This is a genomic window from Sphingomonas aliaeris (assembly GCF_016743815.1).
Taxonomy (GTDB): Bacteria; Pseudomonadota; Alphaproteobacteria; order Sphingomonadales; family Sphingomonadaceae; genus Sphingomonas; species Sphingomonas aliaeris.
Map to the genome: position 1 here is coordinate 2,751,844 of NZ_CP061035.1, position 18,001 is coordinate 2,769,844.

An 18,001-nucleotide genomic window follows, 5' to 3' on the forward strand; every position below is an offset into this window, starting at 1 on the left:
GGAAAGCACATGACCATCCGCATCGGTGTCTATCCCGGAACGTTCGATCCGATCACGCTCGGCCATATGGACATCATCCGACGCGGCGCGAAGCTCGTCGACCGGCTCGTCATCGGCGTGACGACCAACGCGTCCAAATCGCCCATGTTCAGCGTTGAGGAGCGGATGGATACGGTGCGGCGCGAGGTCGCGGACGTGGACGGCGATGTTCAGGTGGTCAGCTTCGACTCGCTGCTGATGGACTTTGCGGAGGCGCAAGGCGCACGCGTCATCGTCCGCGGCCTGCGCGCGGTGGCCGATTTCGAATACGAATATCAAATGGCCGGCATGAACCAGCAGATCAATCCGCGCGTCGAAACCGTCTTCCTGATGGCCGACGTGGCCTTGCAGCCCATCGCCAGCAAACTGGTCAAGGAAATCGCCCTGTACGGCGGCGACATCCGCAAATTCGTCCCGCCCCTCGTCTCCGACGAAGTGATCGCGCGCGTCACCAAGATCGGGCGCAAGGGAAGCTGACGGCAATATCTTCGCCCCGGCCCGAACAACCCCTAACACGCCCCCTCCCCCGCTCGTTTCGAGCGAAGTCGAGAAACAGGCCGCACTCACCCACCCCAACGTTCACGTTGGCGCAATCGCGGATTTGCTCTAGACGGCGGCAACAAGCCGATTTTCGCGGGGATATATGCGTTCGATGACCAGGATGTTTGCGTTTGCCGGCGCGTTGATCGCCACCGTCGTGGCGGGTCCGGCACTCGCGCAGAAGGCGCCTGAAAAGGCCAAGCCGCTGAACAACGTGAAGACCGAAACCGTCGTCACCCCGCGTCTGGCGCCCGCCTCAGCGACCGACCCGCAGAACCTGCTCTATCTCGACCTGTCGACCGGCGGCCGCGTCGTCATCTGGCTGCGGCCGGACGTCGCCCCGCTGATGGTCGAGCGGATCAAGACGCTGACTCGCCAGCATTTCTACGACGGCCTCGCCTTCCACCGCGTGATCGACGGCTTCATGGCGCAGGGCGGCGATCCCAAGGGCGACGGTACCGGCGGCTCGCCACTGCCCGACGTGAAGGCGGAGTTCAACTATCTCCCGCATGTGCGCGGTGCGGTCGCCGCAGCCCGTGCCGAAGCGGAGGACAGCGCCAACAGCCAGTTCTTCATCGTCTTCCAGCCGCGGCTCAGCCTCGACAAGAAATACACCGTGTTCGGCCGCGTGCTCGAAGGCATGCAATATGTCGACGCGATCGAACGCGGCGAGCCGCCGGTGAACCCGTCCAAGATCCTCCACGCCTATGTCGCGGCGGATTCGCCTCCGCCCTACGTCGCGCCGGCGCCTGCCATCCTGACGCCACCGGTTCGCCTGCCGAGCGCACCGACCGGGTCGAAGGCGCCCGCCAAGCCGAAGCTCGCGCCGAAAGCCGCGCCGAAGCCTGTTCCAAGCCCCACGGCACCCCCGGCGAAGTGATCCCCGCCCCGCGCGCCGGGGTGGCCATGCGACCATGAACGTAGACCTGTTCGATTTCGACCTGCCGGCGGAGCGGATCGCCCTACGCCCTGCAAGCCCGCGCGACACCGCCCGTTTGCTCGTGCTGGACGGTGCGGAGACGCGAGACCTGATCGTCCGCGACCTGCCCGGCCAGCTTCGCCGCGGCGACCTGCTCGTCTTCAACGACACGCGCGTTATCCCGGCGCAGTTGGAAGGCAGGAGGGGCAATGCCCGCATCGGCGCCACGCTGCACAAGCGCGAGGGACTACGCCGCTGGCGCGCGTTCGTCCGCAACGGGCGGCGGCTGCGAGAGGGCGATACGATCGACTTCGGCCAGGACGTGTCCGCAACCGCCTCCGAAAAGGCGGAGGACGGCAGCTTCATCCTGACCTTCGCCGGCGACGAACCCGTCGAACTGCTGCTCGAACGCGCAGGCCGCATGCCCCTGCCCCCCTATATCGCGGCAAAGCGCCCGACCGACGCTCAGGATGCGGAGGATTATCAGACGATGTTCGCCGCAGAGAAAGGCGCCGTCGCCGCCCCCACCGCCGCGCTGCATTTCACCCCCGAGCTGATCGCCGCGCTGGACACGGCGGGCATCGGCCACGCCACGCTGACGCTACATGTCGGCGCGGGCACTTTCCTGCCGGTCAAGGCGGACGATACCGATCAGCACAAGATGCACGCCGAATGGGGCCGCATCGACCAGGCCACCGCCGACCGCCTCAACGCCACCCGCGCCGCTGGCGGCCGCATCATCGCCGTCGGCACCACCAGCCTCCGCCTGATCGAAAGCGCCACCACCGCGGACGGCCGGATTCACCCCTTCGACGGCGACACCGCGATCTTCATCACACCCGGCTATCGCTTTCGGGGGATCGACGGCCTAATGACCAATTTCCACCTGCCCCGGTCGACGTTGTTCATGCTGGTCTCGGCGCTGATGGGGCGGGAACGGATGCAGGCAGCCTACGCGCACGCCATCGACCGCGGCTACCGCTTCTATTCCTACGGGGACGCCTCGCTGCTCCTGCCGTAAGCTGGGCGCAACTGGTTCGAAAATGGCTTCAATTTACCGCGAATAGCGGTTGCCAATGCTTACACACGACTGGTCTGATAAGCCCAACATAGAGCGGCTCGAACACCATGATTGCAATCTTGAAGCTCGGTTGGACGGTTGCTGACGCCCGAATAGCACCGGCGGATCATGCCGATCACCCCGTCGTAAAATCCTGATGCTGATACGCTGTTACAACGACCGATACCGCAATCCCGCTAGGGAACAGTCGTCGGGATAATTTCGTACCGTCGGCACCCGTAGAAACCTTGCGACCAATCGAACATGGACAAAAAGAAGGGCGGCCACTGGCCGCCCTTCTCACGCTTGGATTATCGACGGCTGATCAGAACTTGATCTTTGCACCGGCATAGAAGCGCCGGCCGATCGCATCGTACGTTCCGGCGTCGGTTTCTGCGCCAGTGGTGTTACCCGGCAGCCCGCTGATGATCGGCGGGGGAGCCGTGTTCAGCAGGTTGTTCCCGCCAACGTAGAACTCGTAATTATCGCCTGCCTTGAAGCGAACCTGCGAGTCCAGATAGAATACCGACTTGATCCGCGCACGACGATCGGTTGGCGACGTCGAATTTCCGGTGCCGTCATCGATCTGGGCAAGGAACGTATTATCCAGGAATGCCGGGCCGATATAGTTGCCGCGGAAGACGATGCCCACGTTATCCAGATCGTAGGCGAACGTGCCGAAGACCTTGTTACGCGAAGCGCCGACTTCGTTGACGAACGGATCACGATCCTCACCCGGCAGCGGAACGACATAGCCCTTGAACACGTGGGTCCAGGCAACGTTGAAGTTCGCCTTACCCGGCAGGCCGATCTCCGTCATATCCTGGCGATACGATGCCGTGAGATCCAGACCGGAAGTCTTGAGACCGCCCGAGTTGTTCGAGGTCGCATTCACGAAGTCCAGCGAACCCGCGCTGTTCGCACCGGCGGGTGCCGGACGACGCGTGATGAACGAGCAGAATGCCGCGTTCGCCTGGCGATAGCACTGATCGAGAATGAACTGCCGCGGAATGGAGGTGATGGCGTCCTTGATCGTGATGTTGAAGTAATCCGCGGTGAACGAGAAATTCCGCAGGAAATGTACCGATCGCGGATTGATCACCGCACCCAGCGTGTAGGACGTGCCCTTTTCCGCCTTCAGGTTAGGATTGCTCGTATCCAGTCCGCTGACGCCCTGGACGTCCGCCTGGTTCAGCGTGAAGGCACCGTTTGCGGCGATGTTCGCCGCCACGCCACCGTTCGCACGACACTGGATACCCAGCGTCCCGGCCGTCGTCGCCGTCACACCCTGACAGGGATCCTGCAGGCCGGTCGGGAACGTCTGGCCCGAACCGCCGAACAATTCACCGATGTTCGGCGCGCGAACCGAGCGGGAATAGACACCGCGGAAGCGGATATCTTCCACCGGCGCCCATTCGAGACCGCCGTTATAGCTGTAGGTCGTGCCGATGGTCGAATAATGCGAGATCCGGCCCGCACCCGTCGCCGTCAGTTCACGGAAGAAAGGTGTGTTGGACAGCAGGGGCACGCGCAATTCGCCATAGCCTTCGACGACATCGAAGGTGCCGGACGTATTGGCCAGCTTGTTGCCGCCGTTCAGCCCGGCATTCGTCAAAGCGTCGAACGTCTGACGAGCCGTTTCTTTACGATATTCGGTACCAAGCGAAACACCGAGCGGTCCAGCGGGGAGATCGATCAACGAACCCGAAACGTTCGCACCGGCATTGTACTGGCTGGTGAAGCTGGTCAACGAAGACGGCGCAGAGATATAGGAAATCGCTGCCGGGCTGAGACGGCCGGTGCCATTGAATACGTCGGCCGGCACGCAACCCTGCGCACGAGCATTCGCATCACGGCAGATCGCATCCGCGGTGGAGCCATTTCCGTTCAGATCGAAAACGTCGGTGACGACATCGAGCGCGTTACGGAAGTTGACGACATTGACCTGGCCACCCGACGTCTGCGATTCACGGGTTTGACCGTAAGACGCGAACACTTCGTAGTTGAACCGATCGGTGATTGCCCCACTGACGCCGGCGACGACACGGAACGTATCGCGATCCGCCACCGACCCACGGTTGCCGAAATCGCTCAAACGACGGGTGAAGCCGATGTCACGCAGGCCATCGCCTGCGTCATTCTGATCGATCACGCCGTTGCCGTTCGTGTCCCGAAGGGGCGTATCGACCGCAAGGTTGTAGACAGCCTGCGGGACGAGCGGGTTGCGCGTCAGCACCTGAGCACCAGTCAGCGGGTTGGTCTGGAAATTCTCGATGGCAAAGCGACCGCCGGTCGCCGGGAAGATGCCGTTATTGCCCGCCGAATCGAGCGGGAATGGCTCGAGCTCCGTTACGACCTTGGTCGAAGCGTAAGTGCCTTCGAGAAATACGTTGGCAGCCTTGCTGATTTCGAAGTTCGCGCGGGTGGCGAACAGGTAACGCTCCGTCGGGATAGCGATCGTGCGGAATGCGGAGCGATTGAACCCGGTTGGATTCCGCGTTGCACTGCCGTTCGTGGACGTAGTGACGAGTGCGCCCGTGATCGGGTCGTAAGTCCGCGTAACCGCAGCTCGAGCAGCGATATCACCGATATCGGTGAAGCTGCCATTACCATTCGCGTCGAAGCCGGGAACGGCGGACTGAATGAACAGAGTGCCTTGCGGCGCGAAGCCCGAGAAGAACGGCTGCGTGACCTTGAACAGATCGTCCGCCAGCCCGGTCACCCCGGCGCCCGTGCTGAACTGATCGATTGCCGAGCGCGCGCGATCGCGCGAGAAAACGGCGCCTTCCTTCGTGTAGCCGGCATAAACGATGACGTTGCCGCGATCCTCGGCAAAGTTGCCGCCAATCGTCAGGTTCAGCTGCTTGTCAGCGCTATCGCCCTCTTCCGAGATGCCGACCTGGCCGTTGAGTTCGACGCCCTGATAGTTCTTCTTGTAGACGATGTTGACGACGCCAGCGACCGCGTCGGAGCCGTACACCGACGATGCGCCGCCGGTAAGAACGTCGACCCGCTCGATGAACTGCGCCGGGATCGTGTTCAGATCGACCGTCGAAGTGCCCGGGATACCTGCAACGAACCGGCGACCATCGACCAGGACGAGCGTGCGGTTGGCTCCGAGGTTGCGCAGATCGACGGTCGCGACACCCGCGCTGGACGTGGAGAAGTTCGAGTTGGTGCGGCTGATACCCGGGGTACCGAATGCCGGGTTCTGCAGCAGAACGCTCTGGAGGTTCGGGGTGCCCGAATCATCGATGTCCTGCGCATCGATGATCTGGAGCGGCGAAGCGGAGATCAGCGCGGGGGACGCGATACGCGAACCGGTGACGACGATATCCTGCTCGGGAGCGACATCGCCCACATCGCTCGTCGCGCGCTCGCCCGTGGTCGGATCGGTCGTACCGGCCGGAGGTGTCGTCGGCGTATTGTTGGTCGACTGAGCGACGACCGGAGCAGCGATAAGTACGCCGCCGATGAGGAAACTCGACGCCAGAAGGCGCCCGCGAAGTATTGCTGCCATTACCATTCCCCTTTTACCGAAAATCATCGCTGATCCCGGACCATTGAAGTCGTCGTTTTACGACTTTGATGAGTCCGTGTAGGGGCTTACGGGAGGATCCTGCAAGAACCGGATTATTTGCGGGAGCCAATCCCAATGGAGTGTAGCAAAGTTGCAACAGTCTGAGCCGCGCGTGGACCGATTGCATTTTCCATCTTGCTGGCGTTAGGATTTCCCCAACGAGTACAAGGGGACAACCGATGCACCTAAGATATCTGATGTCACTGGCTGCGCTGTGTGGCTCGGCCGCTGGCGCGGCGGACAATCCGCCCAAGCCAAAAGCGCTTGAGGGTATAGTCAATTGTCGCGCGATCGAAGCGTCGGCGCCGCGGTTGGCCTGCTACGACAAGGCCGCCGCAACCCTGGTGGATGCGGCTGACAAGGGGACGATCGTCATCGCCGACAAAAGCGAGGTGCAGCGAACACGGCGGTCCCTTTTCGGCTTCTCGCTTCCGAACCTCCCCCTGCTCGGTGGGGGCAAGGGACAAAAAGAGGACGATGAAACGGTCGTCCGCGAACTGGCGACGACGGTCGTCAGCGCAAGTCCGGCCGGCTACGGCACCTGGGCGATAACGGTGGCCGAAGGCGGCCGATGGCGTACTTCGGAAGCCAGCCGGACATTAACGCCGCGAACGGGCGATAAGATAACGATCAAACGCGGCCCGCTCGGCGGGTATATTGCAAACATCGGCGGACAGCGCGGGGTCAAGATACAGCGGGTCGGCTGAACGACAGTACATCGTGAGCATGATCCGCTTTTGCCGCCTGGGATTCAGCATCTGCGGGCGGCTCGAAGCTCGACCTTCCTGTACCCTGTTGCTCAAAGGCTACACCGCGGCTGGCCCTTCCTGACGTCGCAGGTAACGTTCGTTGGGCTGATCGCCAGAAACGGCCGATCGTGACCGCTCGTACGTGATGCGCATAGTCGTTCTATTGGTACAAGCCGCTTTAGTGATACGTGTACGAATTGCCTCCACTGCTACGCGCCCTCTCAAGCGATAAAGTCGGCCCACTTCATCCAGAAATGTACCGCTTCGTCTTCGTCGTCGATGAAGACGCGCAGACCGTGGGTCACCACCCCCGTCGCGAGGCAGGCTTGTGCGACGGGTTTCAATCCCCAGCCGCGCTTCAGGTTCAGGCCGCACCAGCGGGCGACAATGTGACGCATGTTCCACACGGTGAAGGACCATTGCGGGGTGGTATCATTGGCGGGAAGTTTCGGCATCGGTCGTACGACGACACCCAACCGCTTGATCCACAGCGATATTCTATCCTGATGGCGAAATTTTTGTCGCGACGTCGACAAAACGCGATCGCCGACGTTCCCTGATGACCAGACCGTCCACAACTCCACCAAGACGCGTCGCCCAAAAATCCGTTCGATGCCGATCCGGTCTTGGCGATGGCGCGAACGATGCTATCGCCACCGGCTACTGTTTCCACGGCGGCGGCGATGCCGGCCCGTTGCCGCCCGAAAGGCCGATCATGCGTCCGATCCTCGCTTTTGCCGCCGCGCTGCTGGCCTGCCCCGCCACCGCGCAACAGGTGCCGCCCTCCACCGCCACCGCCACGCCCGGTGCACGCCCGCAGCCTTTCGCGACGATCGTGTTCGAACCCGCGGCAATGATGATCGCGACGTGCGACGCGAATGCCGACGCAAGTGTCACGCGCGCCGAACTCCACGCCTGCCTCGCGCGCAGCTTCGGGACCGTCGCCGGTGCGAAACCGGACATCGGCTATATCGACTATAGCGACTGGGCGAAAACATGGCTCGGCGATGCGAATGTCGTGCCCAGCCCCTATTCGGTCGATGCCGACAATGACGATCGTATCACGCTGGCCGAACTGATGACGGAATTCGACCGCTTCTTCGATCGCTTCGACACCGACAAATCCGGTGCCGTCACCCGCGCCGAACTGCTCACCCTGCGCACCGCCCCCGCGACGGCGCCCGGAAAGAAGAAGCGCTGATCCTCATGCCCCCCGTTTCGACTTCACCATATCCGCCCGCGACGGCAAGGCTCGCACTGGCGAGATCGCAATGCGTCGCGGCGCGATCCGCACGCCGGCCTTCATGCCGGTCGGCACCGCCGCCACGGTCAAGGCGATGAAGCCCGCCGACGTCCGCAGCAGCGGCGCGGACATCATTCTCGGCAACACCTATCATCTGATGCTGCGCCCCACTGCCGAGCGCGTCGCGCGGCTTGGCGGGCTGCACACGTTCATGGGCTGGGACCGCCCGATCCTGACCGATTCCGGCGGCTATCAGGTGATGAGCCTTAGCGACCTGACGAAGCGCGATGAAAATGGCGTGACCTTCAAGAGCCATCTGGACGGGACGCGGCACATGCTGTCGCCCGAACGATCGATCGAGATCCAGCGCCTGCTCGGGTCCGATATCGTCATGGCGTTCGACGAACTCGTGCCCACGACATCGACGCGCGAGGTTCAGGCGGCCGCAATGGCGCGATCGATGCGCTGGGCAAAACGCAGCCGGGATGCCTTCGATGGCGGTGGCGATCATGCCGCCAACGCCGCGATCTTCGGGATCCAGCAAGGCGCACTGGACGAACGGCTGCGGGCCGAAAGTGCGGGCGAACTCACCGCCATCGGCTTTGACGGCTATGCGGTCGGTGGCCTTGCCGTTGGTGAAGGTCAGGAGGCCATGTTCGGCTGCCTCGATTTCGCGCCAGGCCAGTTGCCGGAGGACAAGCCCCGCTATCTGATGGGCGTCGGCAAGCCCACCGACATCGTCGGCGCGGTCGAACGCGGCATCGATATGTTCGATTGCGTCCTGCCCACGCGATCGGGTCGCACCGGCCAGGCGTTCACGCGCGCCGGGCCGATCAACATCCGCAACGCGAAGTTTGGCGAAGATCGCGGACCGCTCGATCCCGCCTGCGCCTGCCCGGTCTGCGCCACGTGGGAACGCGCCTATCTCCATCATCTCGTCCGCTCGGGCGAAATGCTCGGCGCGATGCTGATGACGGAGCATAATCTGTATTTCTACCAGGCGCTGATGGCCGATCTGCGGAGCGCGATCGCCGATGGAACGTTGAGCCTGTTTGCCAATCGATTCCGCGCGGAATATCGCGGTGAAAAGTGAAAAGGGAGAGACCAGTATGTCCGATCAGGAACCCGACGAACCCAATGAAATCGTCGCCGCTGCAAAGCACCACAAGGCCGCCGAGGAGCGCGCGGGTCCCAAGGACGTGAAGGATATCTCCAAGAACTGGCCGCTCGGCGCGATCGGCATCGGCGTGGGCATCGGCTCGGCCGCGGTGGCCGCCGCGATGATGTTCGCGGGGCGCAACAAGAAGGACTGAGCGGAAGCGCGCGGGAGGGTCGGGCCAAGCCGATGCTTCAACAGACACCGTTCGGGCTGAGCGTGTCGAAGCACCTGCCCGAACCCGCCCTTCGACAAGCGCCGCACGAACATGGGTCTTGGGCTCGCGTGTCAGCGGCGTGAGGACAAACTCACACCCAACGCCAACCAAAGCGTTCGGGCTTGGCTATTATTCCCGAGCCATCCCGCCGCCACCGCAGAACGAAATTTAACTCTATCCGGCTAAGCGCTCCGGAAGCCGCTCGCCCATGAGTCGGCGCAAGGGAATTGCCTGCAAGCGTGACACCGACCGCGATTCTCCCCTGGCTGCGCGCGCACTTGTCCCCCCGTATCGCCGCGACCGGCCTTGTCGTGCTGATCTGCGCCAGCCTGTCCGCGCATGCGGCACTCCGCGCATTCGCCACGCCACCACTCGCGACCTCTCGCCAAGCCCTCTCTGTGACCGGTTACGAGGCCGAGGATCATTTTCCCGGCGCCGCATATCTCTACGCCGCGGACGATCTTGCGGCCCCCGCCTCCGGCGCGACCGGCACGGCAGCCCTGCCCGACTTGCCGATTCCGCCCGAAGGAATCGCGGTCGCCTCGGACGACACCGTCGCCGCCGCACAGCCCTTTTCCACGCGCCTCGCCAGCGCCATAGATCGTGGACGCGCGCTCGAATGCCTGACCGCCGCCATCTATTACGAGGCTGCGAGCGAAACCGAAGACGGCCAGCGCGCCGTCGCGCAGGTCATCCTCAATCGCGTGCGGCATCCGGCCTTCCCGGCGACGGTCTGCGGCGTAGTCTATCAGGGCACGGAGCGCGGCACGGGGTGCCAGTTCTCCTATGCGTGCGACGGGTCGATGGCGCGCGGCCCGGATTGGTCGCAATGGAAGCGCGCGCTGCGCATCGCCGCTGCCGCGTTGAACGGATCGGTCTTCGCCGGTGTCGGCGAAGCGACGCATTATCATACCTATGCGGTCAAGCCTTCGTGGAACCGCAGCCTCGTCATGACGGCGGCGATCGGCGCGCATTTCTTCCATCGCTGGCAAGGCTATTGGGGGACGCCGCAGGCCTTCCGTCAGGTCTATCGCGGCGGGGAGCCCGTGCCCGGCCCGCATCCCCGTACGCTTATCCCCGAATTCACGCCATCGGCTCCGACCCCGCCGGTCACGCTCGCGGCAACGCTCGCCAAGCCGGCGGTCGCGCCGCCCATATCCGCCCCGGCCCCCACCACGATCCAGCCGGCCTATATCCAGAGCGGCACCCCGATCGCCGGCTACAAACCCGCGCCGGGTGCGCCCACGTCCGCCGGCCCCGACGACAACCAGATACTCGACCGCTGGAAGGATTCGGGCAAACCCTTGCAATGATCTCGCCTGCCAACACCGTTCGTTTCGAGCGAAGTCGAGAAATCGTCGCGAGGTGCGCGGCTTGCGTTTCTCGACTTCGCTCGAAACGAACGGAGCTTAGGCAGTCATCCGCTCAACCCCCTGTCAGCCGCCGCGCGAAATACACCTCGACCGCGCGCCGCACGCTCTCCGCGATCCGCTTGCGCCCGTCGCTGGAATCGATGAAGGCGGCGTCGCTCGGATTGGAGATATAGCCCGTCTCGAACAGGATCGACGGCATGTCCGGCGCCTTCAGCACCATCAGCGACGCCATGCGGTGGAAATTGGGTTTCAGCGGGATCAGCGACTGCGCTTCCCGACCCAGCAGCCGCGCGAAACTCGCCGAGGAATTCATCGTCTCGCGCTGCGTCAGGTCGATCAGGATCGACGAAATGTCGTTCGCCGTCCCGCCCAGGTCGATCCCGCCGATGATATCCGCCTTGTTTTCGCGCGCCGCGAGCTTGGCGGATTCCTTGTCCGACGCGACTTCCGACAGCGTGTAGACCGAAGCGCCGCTGGCGAGGCCCGATCCCACGCTGTCGCAATGGATCGAGATGAACAGGCTCGCCTTCAACCGCCGCGCGATGCCGTATCGTTCCTGCAGGACGAGAAAGCGGTCGGTGTCGCGGGTCAGCGCCACGCGCACCCGGCCCGACCGGACCAGCTCGTCGCGGATCGCGCGCGCGATCCGCAGCGTCACGTCCTTCTCGCGCAGTCCATCGGTGGGAGAGATCGCGCCCGGGTCCGGCCCGCCATGGCCCGCGTCGATCACCACCAGCGGACGAGATGCGTCGTCGCCATAGATGCGCGGCAGCGGCAGGCGCTTCACCGCCCGTGGCACCGCGCGCGACACCTGGTATTTCCGCGACGGCGCAGGCCCGCCGTAACTGGAAACGGCACGCGCCGCTGTCCGCTCGTCCGGCACGACGGTCTTCGCCGTGGCACCCCCTTGGGCGACGACGCAGGCCAGCGCCGCGAGCATCAGCGACAGGCGCCTGCCGTGCCGCGCGGACAATGCGGCGATCGAATCACAATCCATCGGCGGGTGGCCCCGGTACGAGTTTACACGAACGACGGGCCCCCAATAAAGCCACGCGTATTTCGCGCCTTATACACTATTATGGTTAACGGGTCGTTAGCCATTAAATTGCCGCAAAAGCGGCTCCGAACGTGCCGGTTGCCGTCTGTATCAGGTGATGCTAGTCACGATATTGCACCGGAAAAGCGTGACACATGCTTTCCGGTTCTCTTGGCCACACCGGATCCCCGGCGGCACCATCCAGGTTGACGTTCGCATGATGCATTTCCCCTGCCCTCCGCTCCGCCCGGCTTTTGCCGGCGGGAGCGCGGACGTGGCAGGTGCCCAGGGCCAGATGCCGGGGCGTGCAGTGCGGACAGAGGCAGTATTGACCAACTCTACCCCTTCAAACGTCGGCACGCATTTGGGCGGCATATCCGCCACCGCGTCGCCGCATCACAATCGCGCGCGGCGGCCGTTGACCGGTTCCGGACCGCGCGCCCGGAGACTATTACATGACAATGCGTATGCTGATCGACGCGCGCCACCGGGAAGAGACCCGGGTGGCCGTCGTCAACGGAACCCGTATCGAGGAATTTGATTTCGAATCCTCGGAGCACAAGCAGCTCAAGGGTAATATCTATCTCGCCAAGGTCACCCGCGTGGAGCCGTCGCTCCAGGCGGCGTTCGTCGATTACGGCGGCAATCGCCACGGCTTCCTCGCCTTCAGCGAAATCCATCCCGATTATTACCAGATACCGAAGGAAGATCGCGACGCGTTGTTGCGTGAAGAGGCCGAGCACGCTGCCGAAGAGGCAGCCCTTCGCGCCGAACACGATCTCGACGAAGACGACGAACTGCACGACGATGACGGTCTTGCGGAGGACGATCATGGCGACGATCACGCCGACGACATCGACGAAGAGTCGGTCGAGCGGTTCGAGGACGATGGCGGCGTAGAGGCCGAAGTCGCTGCGGAAGACGCCGGCGAAGCGCGCCCGCGCCGTCGTGGCAAGCGCAGCGCAGCCGATGCCGCGGTCGAGGATCTGCGCGAACGCCGCAGCAACCTGCGTCACCGCTACAAGATCCAGGACGTGATCCGCCGCCGTCAGGTGCTGCTGGTTCAGGTCGTCAAGGAAGAACGCGGCAACAAGGGCGCGGCGCTCACCAGCTACCTGTCGCTCGCCGGCCGCTACTGCGTCCTGATGCCCAACACGTCGCATGGCGGCGGCATCAGCCGGAAGATCTCGAACGCCGGCGATCGCAAGCGCCTGAAGTCGATCATGGCAGACATGCAATTGCCGCCGTCGATGGGCTGCATCGTCCGCACCGCCGGGCTGCAGCGCACGCGCCAGGAAATCCGCCGCGATTTCGATTATCTCGCCCGCCTCTGGGACGGTATCCGCGAAACCACGCTCGCTTCGTCCGCCCCGGCTCTGGTGTACGGCGACAGCGACCTGTTGAAGCGCGCGATCCGCGATATCTACAACAAGGATATCGACGAGGTCATCGTCGAGGGCGAGGACGGGTACCGTCAGGCCCGCGAATTCATGAAGCTGCTGATGCCCAGCCATGCGCGCAAGGTGAAGCATTATTCCGACGCCGTGCCGCTGTTCCAGCGCGCGCATGTCGAGGATCAGCTGGGCGCGATGTACCACCCGGTCGTCCAGCTGAAATCGGGCGGCTATCTCGTCATCAACCCGACCGAGGCTCTGGTGTCGATCGACATCAACTCCGGCCGGTCGACGCGCGAGCATTCGATCGAACAGACCGCCACCGCGACCAATCTCGAAGCGACGCAGGAAATCGCGCGTCAGTTGCGCCTGCGCGATATGGCCGGCCTCGTCGTCATCGACTTCATCGACATGGATAACGGATCGAACGTCCGTAAGGTCGAGAAGGCGATGAAGGACGCGCTGAAGAACGATCGCGCCCGCATCCAGGTCGGCCGCATCTCCAGCTTCGGCCTGATGGAAATGAGCCGCCAGCGCCTGCGCACCGGTGTGCTCGAAGCCTCGACCCGCCAGTGCCCGCATTGCGAAGGCACCGGCCTGGTCCGCACCGCATCCTCCGCCGGTCTCAGCGCGCTGCGCCTGATCGAGGACGAGGCGGCGCAGGGTCGCGGCTCGGTCCTGACGCTGCACGCCAGCATGGAAGCCGCCTTCTACCTGCTCAACCGCAAGCGTGGCGAACTCGCCGAGATCGAGGATCGCTATGGCGTCACCGTCGAAGTGACCGCGGACGGCGAAGCCGAAGGCGCACGCATGTCGGTCGAAGTCGCCGGCCCGCCGCCCGCGCACGCCCCGCGCTTCGCCGCCCCGATCCAGGAAGTCGAGGAAGACTATCCCGAGGATATCGAGGACGAGATCGAGGTCGAGGACGAGGAGGAAGAGGCACCGCGCGTCACGCGCGCACCGCGTGATCGTGGCGACCGCCCCGAGCGCTCGGCGGACGAATCGAACGATGAAGGCGGCGGGCGCAAGCGTCGTCGCCGTCGCGGACGTCGCGGCCGCAACCGCACCGAAGGCGATAACGGCGAAGCGTCGGTCGAGGGCGTCGAAGGCGAAAGCCTGGACGTCGAAGGCGGCGAAGCGCTCGACATCGAAACCGATGCCGATACGGATGGCGAGGCTCCGGCCGAATTCGTCGGCGAACAGCCGGTGGCGAATGGCGAGGAAGGCGAGGGCCGTCGTCGTCGTGGACGTCGCGGTCGTCGCGGCGGTCGCCGGAACGAGGGCGAACGCGCACTCGACAGCGAAACCGCACCGGCGCTCGACGCATCGGACGAGGTTCCAGTTGTGGCCGAACCCGCCCCACAACCAGAACCGGAAGCCCCCGCCGCCGAGGTCGAGGACGCACCCAAGAAGGGTCGTCGCCGTCCCCGCGCCCGCACTGCCGATGCCGCGTCTGCGGTAGAGGCCGCGCCGGTCGTGGACGCGACCGTAGCAGAAGCGCCTGCCGCCGAAGCCGAACCGGAAGCCCCGGCCAAGCCGAAGCGCAGCCGCCGCAAGGCCGCGACCGCCGAGGCCGCTCCGGCCGAAGCCCCAGCGGTCGAGAGCCCGGCCATGATGGACGTGCCGGTTTCGGAAGAACCCGCGCCCAAGCCGAAGCGCAAGCCACGCGCCAAGAAGTCGGACGCTCCGGTCGAGGCGGAGGCACCTGCCGCCGAGCAACCGGCGAACGACACCGCCCCGGCAGTCCCCGAATCGCTGGAGCGTGAAATCGACGCCGATCCGGGCGAAGCCGGCAGCCCCCGCCGCGGCTGGTGGCAACGCACCTTCGGCGCCTGATCGCCTAGGACCGACCGAACAGGCCCCCTCCCACCCGGGAGGGGGCCTTTTTCATGTTCGGCCTAATGTCTGCCGGGAAAGCTCCCCCGCCCCCCGCTTCTAACTCCCCTCCCTAAAAGGGAGCCCCCCCTCTTACTCCCCTCCCTGAAAGGGAGGGGCTGGGGTGGGTCGGCTCCTGGCGACCACCCATCCGAAAACCCCGCCCCATCCGTGACGGCAACCCGCTTACCCCCGACACCCCGTCACGCCCAAAATCCACCCACCCCAACCCCTCCCTTCCAGGGAGGGGAGCAGAAAGAAGCCCCCCACAAACCGCTGTCCTACACCCCCACCCCATGTCATCATCCAACCACCGATGGCGCACCCTGCGAACAGCCAGACCCCCGCATTTCCCAACATCGAAACCCGCATGGGGATGACCAAAGGGCCGACCGTGTCGTCAACTTCGTCAACTTCGACTCGGAACGCTCCAACACCGCCCGCCCCGCTCACCGCGCGTTCAGAGCGGCGGTCCCACGACGCGTCGGCATCAGATTGCCTCGAACGCGAAACTCAACGATATGGGCTGCATGAAACGTCTCGTCGCGCTGGCCGCGGCTTCACTTCTGGTCTGGACGCAACCGGCCGTCGCGCAATCGATCCTGCGCGATGCCGAGACGGAAACGATGTTCGCGGAAATGTCGCGGCCGTTGATCGTCGCTGCCGGATTGTCCCCCGCCAACGTCCGCGTCGTCCTGATCAACGACGATTCGATCAACGCCTTCGTCGCCGGGGGCCAGACGGTCTACGTCCATTCGGGGCTGATCCAGGCGGCGGACAATGCCAACGAGGTTCAGGGCGTCATCGCGCACGAACTCGGCCATATCGCGGACGGCCATGTCGTGTTGCAGGACAATGGCGCGAAGCCCGCAATGGGCATCTCGCTGCTCAGCATGGTCGTCGGTCTCGCCGCAGCGGTCGCGGGGGCGGGCGATGCCGGCATGGCGATCATGGGCATGGGTCAGGCCGCGGCACAGGGCAAGTTCCTCGCCTTCACCCGCGTGCAGGAATCCACCGCCGACGCCGCCGGTGCGAAATACCTCAATACGTCCGGCGTCAGCGGTCGCGGCATGCTGTCCTTCTTCCGCAAGCTGCAGAACCAGGAATATGCGTACGGGCTGCGCAACATCGATCCGTTCGCGCAAAGCCATCCGCTCAGCGGCCAGCGCATGGAGAATCTCAAGAACGACCTGATGAGCGGCCCGTCCTGGAACGCGAAGCTGGACCCGACGCTGGAGGAGCGCTTCAAACGCGTGAAGGCGAAGCTGCGCGGCTACGTGTCGGATCCGAAGATCACGCTCAACGTCTATCCGGAAGCGGACCAGAGCGTGTACGCCCATTACGCCCGCGCCTATGCCTTCCATAAGTCCGGCTATCCCGAAAAGGCCGATGCCGAGGCGGCGGCCTTGATCAAGGCGGACCCGAACGACGCCTTCTTCCTCGAGATACAAGGCCAGATCCTGCTCGAGGCGGGCAAGCCGGCGGAAGCACTGGTCCCGCTGCGCGAGGCGACTGCGCGGTCGAACAATTCGCCGCTGATCGCCACCACCTTCGGCCACGCGCTGATCGCGACCGAGGATAAGAAGAATTATCCCGAGGCGGTGTCCGTGCTGCGCCGCGCGGTGCAGCGCGACGATCAGAATCCCTTCGCCTGGTATCAGCTCGGCACCGTCTACGAACGGACCGGAGATACCGCACGCGCGATGCTCGCCACTGCGGAACAGGCGAGCCAGAACGGCAACTCCCGGCTCGCCGCCTACACCGCACGTGGTGCGATGGCGGGTCTCACCCCCAATTCGTCGGACTGGATCCGCGCACAGGACATCGCGATGACCGCGCAGAACGATATCGACGACAATCCGAAGCAGAACCGCCGATGATCGAAAACCTGACGAAGCGTCCGCTGGCGCTGGCCGGCGTGACAGCGGCGGCGCTGCTGCTCGGTGCGGGCGGCATGTGGATCGCGCAACGCGCCGCGCCGGGATCGCTTTCGGGCGCGGATCAGGCGCGCGTGGAAACCGTCGTGCGCGATTACGTCCTCGATCATCCGGAAATCATCCCCGAGGCGATGGACCGGCTTAAGCGGCGCGAAAACGCCAAGCTGATAGCCGCAAACCGCGCCGCGATCCTCGAACCGTTCGGCACCGCCTGGGCCGGCAATCCCGATGGCGACGTCACTCTGGTCGAATATTTCGATTATAATTGCGGCTTTTGCCGGTCGAGCCTCCCGACCATCGCGGAACTAATCCGCCGCGATCCCAAGGTTCGGGTCATCTTCCGCGAATTCCCGATCCTCAGCGCGGAAAGCACGGTCGCCGCCCGGCTCAGCCTCGCCGCCGCAGACCAGGGGAAGTTCAAGGCATTCCACGACGCGCTCTACGCCGCCGGGCCGGTAACGCCCGATTCTCTGGAATCCGCCGCGAAGAAAGCCGGCGTGGATATGAAGAAGGCTGGCGCCATGTCCGCGCGCGCCGAGACCGAGATCGCCACCAACACCGCGATCGCCCAACGCCTCGGCATGACCGGCACGCCAAGCTGGATCATCGGCGACAAGGTCGTCTCCGCTGCCCTCCCGCTGGAAGAACTGGAAAAAGCCGTAAAGGAAGCCCGCGAACGAAGCTGAAAGAGGCCCCTCCCTTCTTCTGCCCCCCTCCCTGAAAGGGAGGGGCCGGGGGTGGGTCGAAGCCTGGCGCTACAGAACCACAGCGCCAAAACCCCAACATATCGCCCGGACCTCACCACCCCAGACCAGTCGCTCGTCAAATGAGCCAGTTGTACCCCACCCCCCGTGACCCCATCTTCGATGCCGATAAGGGGACT

14 protein-coding genes are annotated in these 18,001 nt (G+C 64.3%); 11 read left to right on the forward strand and 3 right to left on the reverse strand.

Annotated features, from left to right (window positions below; translation table 11 throughout):
* Positions 1 to 15 precede the first annotated feature (15 nt).
* The 3 genes from coaD to queA all read left to right on the forward strand — a co-directional run bounded on the left by coaD (position 16) and on the right by queA (position 2,519).
* The gene (coaD, locus tag H5J25_RS12955) at positions 16 to 516 is read left to right on the forward strand and encodes a pantetheine-phosphate adenylyltransferase (RefSeq protein WP_202096360.1); all 501 of its coding nucleotides are present in this window, start codon (positions 16 to 18) and stop codon (positions 514 to 516) included.
* A 184-nt stretch (positions 517 to 700) separates the two neighbouring features.
* The gene (locus H5J25_RS12960) at positions 701 to 1,459 is read left to right on the forward strand and encodes a peptidylprolyl isomerase (RefSeq protein ID WP_202096361.1); all 759 of its coding nucleotides are present in this window, start codon (positions 701 to 703) and stop codon (positions 1,457 to 1,459) included.
* 34 nt (positions 1,460 to 1,493) lie between these two features.
* Positions 1,494 to 2,519, forward strand: a complete 1,026-nt coding sequence (gene queA, locus H5J25_RS12965; RefSeq protein ID WP_202091609.1) for a tRNA preQ1(34) S-adenosylmethionine ribosyltransferase-isomerase QueA — start codon at positions 1,494 to 1,496, stop codon at positions 2,517 to 2,519.
* Positions 2,520 to 2,883: 364 nt separating this feature from the next.
* Here the strand turns inward: queA and H5J25_RS12970 are convergent, their stop codons facing one another.
* On the reverse strand, positions 2,884 to 6,078 hold the full coding sequence (locus H5J25_RS12970) for a TonB-dependent receptor domain-containing protein (protein WP_202091611.1): 3,195 nt from the start codon (positions 6,076 to 6,078) through the stop codon (positions 2,884 to 2,886).
* A gap of 239 nt (positions 6,079 to 6,317) precedes the next feature.
* Here H5J25_RS12970 and H5J25_RS12975 point away from each other — a divergent pair, with 239 nt between their 5' ends.
* The gene (locus H5J25_RS12975; protein ID WP_202091613.1) at positions 6,318 to 6,845 is read left to right on the forward strand and encodes a hypothetical protein; all 528 of its coding nucleotides are present in this window, start codon (positions 6,318 to 6,320) and stop codon (positions 6,843 to 6,845) included.
* 263 nt (positions 6,846 to 7,108) lie between these two features.
* Here the strand turns inward: H5J25_RS12975 and H5J25_RS12980 are convergent, their stop codons facing one another.
* On the reverse strand, positions 7,109 to 7,471 hold the full coding sequence (locus tag H5J25_RS12980; protein WP_202091615.1) for a hypothetical protein: 363 nt from the start codon (positions 7,469 to 7,471) through the stop codon (positions 7,109 to 7,111).
* A gap of 131 nt (positions 7,472 to 7,602) precedes the next feature.
* On the opposite strand from H5J25_RS12980, the gene H5J25_RS12985 reads away from it, so the two are divergent.
* The 4 genes from H5J25_RS12985 to H5J25_RS13000 all read left to right on the forward strand — a co-directional run bounded on the left by H5J25_RS12985 (position 7,603) and on the right by H5J25_RS13000 (position 10,816).
* A complete protein-coding gene (locus H5J25_RS12985; protein ID WP_225883106.1) occupies positions 7,603 to 8,088 on the forward strand; it encodes an EF-hand domain-containing protein in 486 nt (161 codons plus the stop codon).
* Positions 8,089 to 8,116: 28 nt separating this feature from the next.
* Positions 8,117 to 9,223 carry a tRNA guanosine(34) transglycosylase Tgt gene (gene tgt, locus H5J25_RS12990; protein WP_225883526.1) on the forward strand — a complete coding sequence of 369 codons (1,107 nt, stop codon included), beginning with the start codon at positions 8,117 to 8,119 and terminating at the stop codon, positions 9,221 to 9,223.
* A gap of 16 nt (positions 9,224 to 9,239) precedes the next feature.
* Positions 9,240 to 9,443: a hypothetical protein gene (locus tag H5J25_RS12995; RefSeq protein WP_202091619.1), complete on the forward strand. Its 204-nt coding sequence runs from the start codon at positions 9,240 to 9,242 to the stop codon at positions 9,441 to 9,443.
* A 299-nt stretch (positions 9,444 to 9,742) separates the two neighbouring features.
* Positions 9,743 to 10,816 (forward strand): cell wall hydrolase, encoded by a 1,074-nt coding sequence (locus H5J25_RS13000; protein ID WP_202091620.1) that lies wholly within the window; start codon positions 9,743 to 9,745, stop codon positions 10,814 to 10,816.
* Between the two features lie 112 nt (positions 10,817 to 10,928).
* Here H5J25_RS13000 and H5J25_RS13005 read toward each other — a convergent pair whose 3' ends face one another.
* On the reverse strand, positions 10,929 to 11,873 hold the full coding sequence (locus H5J25_RS13005; protein ID WP_202091622.1) for an N-acetylmuramoyl-L-alanine amidase family protein: 945 nt from the start codon (positions 11,871 to 11,873) through the stop codon (positions 10,929 to 10,931).
* Between the two features lie 494 nt (positions 11,874 to 12,367).
* Between H5J25_RS13005 and H5J25_RS13010 the strand changes: the two genes are divergently transcribed.
* The 3 genes from H5J25_RS13010 to H5J25_RS13020 all read left to right on the forward strand — a co-directional run bounded on the left by H5J25_RS13010 (position 12,368) and on the right by H5J25_RS13020 (position 17,804).
* Positions 12,368 to 15,142 (forward strand): Rne/Rng family ribonuclease, encoded by a 2,775-nt coding sequence (locus tag H5J25_RS13010; RefSeq protein WP_225883107.1) that lies wholly within the window; start codon positions 12,368 to 12,370, stop codon positions 15,140 to 15,142.
* Between the two features lie 569 nt (positions 15,143 to 15,711).
* Positions 15,712 to 17,061: a M48 family metalloprotease gene (locus tag H5J25_RS13015; protein ID WP_202091623.1), complete on the forward strand. Its 1,350-nt coding sequence runs from the start codon at positions 15,712 to 15,714 to the stop codon at positions 17,059 to 17,061.
* Positions 17,058 to 17,804 (forward strand): DsbA family protein, encoded by a 747-nt coding sequence (locus H5J25_RS13020; RefSeq protein WP_202091625.1) that lies wholly within the window; start codon positions 17,058 to 17,060, stop codon positions 17,802 to 17,804. The genes H5J25_RS13015 and H5J25_RS13020 overlap by 4 nt, the downstream gene beginning before the upstream one ends.
* Positions 17,805 to 18,001: the final 197 nt, after the last annotated feature.

Coding starts and splice junctions, on each gene's coding strand:
- H5J25_RS12960 (WP_202096361.1), top strand. CDS start 701: ATGTTTGCGTTTGCCGGCGCGTTGATCGCCACCGTCGTGGCGGGTCCG.
- queA (WP_202091609.1), top strand. CDS start 1,494: ATGAACGTAGACCTGTTCGATTTCGACCTGCCGGCGGAGCGGATCGCC.
- H5J25_RS12970 (WP_202091611.1), bottom strand. CDS start 6,078: ATGGCAGCAATACTTCGCGGGCGCCTTCTGGCGTCGAGTTTCCTCATC.
- H5J25_RS12975 (WP_202091613.1), top strand. CDS start 6,318: ATGCACCTAAGATATCTGATGTCACTGGCTGCGCTGTGTGGCTCGGCC.
- H5J25_RS12985 (WP_225883106.1), top strand. CDS start 7,603: ATGCGTCCGATCCTCGCTTTTGCCGCCGCGCTGCTGGCCTGCCCCGCC.
- H5J25_RS12995 (WP_202091619.1), top strand. CDS start 9,240: ATGTCCGATCAGGAACCCGACGAACCCAATGAAATCGTCGCCGCTGCA.
- H5J25_RS13005 (WP_202091622.1), bottom strand. CDS start 11,873: ATGGATTGTGATTCGATCGCCGCATTGTCCGCGCGGCACGGCAGGCGC.
- H5J25_RS13010 (WP_225883107.1), top strand. CDS start 12,368: ATGACAATGCGTATGCTGATCGACGCGCGCCACCGGGAAGAGACCCGG.
- H5J25_RS13015 (WP_202091623.1), top strand. CDS start 15,712: ATGAAACGTCTCGTCGCGCTGGCCGCGGCTTCACTTCTGGTCTGGACG.
- H5J25_RS13020 (WP_202091625.1), top strand. CDS start 17,058: ATGATCGAAAACCTGACGAAGCGTCCGCTGGCGCTGGCCGGCGTGACA.